Origin of the sequence: Synechococcus sp. H70.1, assembly GCF_047502705.1 — a bacterium.
In the GTDB taxonomy this organism is placed as follows: Bacteria; Cyanobacteriota; Cyanobacteriia; order Thermostichales; family Thermostichaceae; genus Thermostichus.
In genome coordinates this window covers 1-3345 of sequence record NZ_JANSIV010000135.1, presented here as the reverse complement: position 1 = coordinate 3345, position 3345 = coordinate 1, and the positions used below count along the sequence as shown (strand labels likewise).

The following is a 3345-nucleotide window of genomic DNA, read 5'->3' as shown; positions in this document are numbered from 1 at the left end:
CATTGCTGCAGAGGGAAGGGCCCTGCGGCCTGCCGGCACACCCCAGCAGCACCAGACCCAACAGCCAGACCAACCTTTTGGCCATACTCACCTCTTACCTAAGCTGGTGTTAGCCTACCACAAACCGTAACCCCCCTCTCCTCCGCCCCCACCGCTTTGCTGCTGCGGCTAAACGCCAAAAGGCCCCCTCTTCCCTACGGGAGAAGGGGCCACCCTCAGCCTACACCCGGAGCCTAGAGAGTAGCGGGATCGGTGTTCTGGAACAGCTCTTTTTCAGGAGCGACGGGGAAGATGTTGCCCGTAGCGTCAATGGTCCCATTATCCGCTTTTTTGATGCCAATGCCAACTTTGTTCGTCACCGTTGTAAACCTATTTCCAACTATAGTTACCTTGTTAGTAGTATGGGTTGTTTTAACTCCAATGGCGCCTTGGTTCTGACCTGGCGTGCCATTGATCTTAATTATAGAGCTTTGCACGCTAGAGCCTGCAGCACTCAATTGGATGGCAACCGTTGGGTCTCCATTGGTTCCACTTACAATCGACGAAAAATCGACCGTGGTTGCGGTGACCACTAGCTTGGTGTTGGCGCTGTTGCCTTTAATGCCGACAACATTTGTGCCATTACTAGCGATAGATTCAATAGTACTTCCGATGATTTGGAGGGTTGTGTTGCTGCCATCATGGAAAATAGCCACGGTCTTGTTCTCGTTGCCCTGGATGGACAGGGTGAGGCCCTCCAGAACGATGTTGGTGTCGGCAGCAGTGACCCCGACGCATTTCTCTTGTTCTCCCAACCCCTTACAATTAATCGTCATATTCTTCAGAGAGGTGCCCTTGTCGGCAAGGGTGATGGCCGTACTCGCCGTACCTGTTGGGTTGTTACTGGTGATCTTGAAGCCCTGCAGCTTATAGCCTTTGTTGAGGGTTAGCTTGAAGTCGCCCAAATTGAAGTTAAAGCCAGCAGGGCCGATCACAGTAACGGATCCCCTGTCCAGGTTAGGAGAAGCAATGATGCCAGTAGCGTCCTCCGTTATAGGGCTGAGGATCGTCACCGTTACATCAGTTCCTCCGCCAGTGCCAGAGCCAAGGGTCTCAGCCGCGGCTTCAACGAGGTCAGCAGCATCCCGCGTGTCGTGGAGAACGTTCTCCAGCGTCTTAAAGGGCTGAGCGGCCGTACCGGAGTTGCCGTCGTCTCCGTTAACCGGATCCACGAAGAACTGGCCCACAGCAGCCGGGAGCGCCTTGACCTCGACATTAAACTGCCCCAAATCCTGGTTGAAGAGCTCGATGACCCCTGTGGTACCCGCCGGCGCTGTCGTGGTTACCGTAACTGTCTGGTTGGTGTTGAAGTTGACGTTGTTGAAGAATAACGAGTCCTTGTCAGTGGCAAAGCCTGTCGGTGGCGTGATGGTAATGGTGAGGGGGTTAGAGGGGGCAGCCGCCAGCTTCACGTTGAAGGTCTTGAGACCACTGTTGGCAGTGGGAATCTCCAAGCTGGTGGGGCTGACCACAATAGAAGACGATTGCCCAACCGTAACATCGACAACCTTGTCTGTGTAGCCAGAGGCGGAGAACTTGACGGTGCCCTTGGTGCCAGGAGCCGCCACGCTCTTCACCGTGACTGTGCCGCTGAAAACAGTGGGCGTGAAGTTCAGCGTAGTCGGCGTAACCGTAATGCCCGTTGAGGGCGTCGCCGTCACTGTTACGTTCCCCGACGGCTGGCTGGGCAAGGTCACCGTCACTATCTGGCTAGAGCCACTCGGAAGCGTCAGGGTGGCAGGCTCTACCTTTATCTGGCTGGGATCCGGCGTTGGGCTTGGTGTGGCGGTCGGTGTTGGCGTGGATGTAGGTGTTGCCGTCGGGCTGGGCGTGGGCGTAGGTCTAGGGAAGAAGTCGTCGATCCGGTCTTGGGTGACTTTGACATCCGGAATCTTCAGCGTGCTGGAGAGAAACTGGTTGACCCTACTAGCATCCCTCCCTACAGTAACTACCGCAAACAGCACCGCCGCGTCCTCGCATTTCACCCTGCCGTCGCCCGTGAAGTCGGAAATATCTGGCTTGAGCGGGTCGCCCAGCCCCGTAACCTCAGCAGCAGTGATCGGCGGCTGAACCTTCAGGGTATTGTTGACAAAATTCACAATCTTGGTGGGGTCGCTCGTCTCGAGGGTGCAGGCGGCAAAGAGCACCGCTGCGTCCGTGATTTTGATGGAGGTCTTCACCCCGTCGTAGTAGAAGGCGATGCCGTCGGTGGCGGGGGCTGCCGTCTCGGGCAGTTGCACCGAGATGGTAGAAGGCACCTGCGTAGCGGTGGGCGTGTCAGAAGAGCAAGCGGCCATCACCCCGGCCACCGAGGAGGCCAGGGCCAGAGAAACTAGGGAAGAGCGCAAGCCAGGCAAGAAGTTGCGGTTAGGCATCGTCACCAATCTCCGAAGATAAGGTCTTGACCAAGGGTTGAAGTCTTGGCAAGCGCAGCCCGGCTCACTCGACAGGGAAAACCATATCAAACCTGGTAATAGAATACCCAACCAGGGGCCAAAACGTACAGTAGGGAACCCAAAAAACCGGGAATGCGCAGGCAAGACGGAGAAGGAAGGGCGACCTGGCAGTGTGTAGCAACGCTTTTGTTGACTCAACAGGAACAGGTCGCCCTGATAGCGCTAGCCCAAGGCTAGTTGACCGAGATGGCCGTGCCGAAGTTGAAGTAGGTGGTGCTGCCGGGGTTTGTGGTGTTGTCGAAGGTGTTCAGCGTCGTGCCGCCCACCGTGATCGCCGACGGCGAGGCAATGGCCGGCGTTATCCGGATCTGGCCGCCGAAGGGAATGGTGAACGGCTGGGAGAAGGTGGCCACGTTGCCAGACACCGACGTGGAGGTGGCGATCACCGGCGACCCTCCTGCACCCGTCACCGTCACTATCGCGTTGGCAGGCAGCCCCGGGATGGTGATCTGCGGGCCCACAGGCGCCGGCGGTGCGGGCGGCGCGCCACCTGGACGGAACTGTAGGCTGGCCCCTGGGCCAAAGCCTACCGCCGAGCAGAGGGCATCCGCCACCGCGCCGAAGACGTTGGAGGTAAAGGGAGCCAGCGCCGGCGACCTATCTAAGAAGTTCACCAGATTACCTGGCGCACCCGCCAAGCTCTCAAGGCGTCCACACACCACAAAGCCAGGGATAGGCATCGGCGTGATGGTGTTGTTGAAGAAAGCCTGCAGAATGGTGCCTTCGCCGCCCAGCGCCCCGGCCGCGGTTGGCGTGAGGTCAACACTTGGACGAGCGTAGATAGCTCCCGTGCCCTCGGGCGGTTGGTTGAAGACGTTGCCCGTCACCGAGGCCTTGGCAAAGGGCGAGA

Annotated in this window: 1 protein-coding gene and 1 pseudogene; both read right to left on the bottom strand. The window is 58.1% G+C overall.

Annotated elements, in window-relative coordinates; genetic code table 11:
* Window positions 1-233: 233 nt before the first annotated feature.
* Window positions 234-2414 (bottom strand): hypothetical protein, encoded by a 2181-nt coding sequence (locus tag NW827_RS09860; protein WP_414404340.1) that lies wholly within the window; start codon window positions 2412-2414, stop codon window positions 234-236.
* Between the two features lie 254 nt (window positions 2415-2668).
* Window positions 2669-3345 (bottom strand): annotated as a pseudogene (locus NW827_RS09855) (hypothetical protein); the annotation flags it as partial.

What these genes read in the sequence shown, in the direction of transcription:
- NW827_RS09860 (WP_414404340.1), bottom strand. Translation starts at nt 2,414, where the DNA reads ATGCCTAACCGCAACTTCTTGCCTGGCTTGCGCTCTTCCCTAGTTTCT.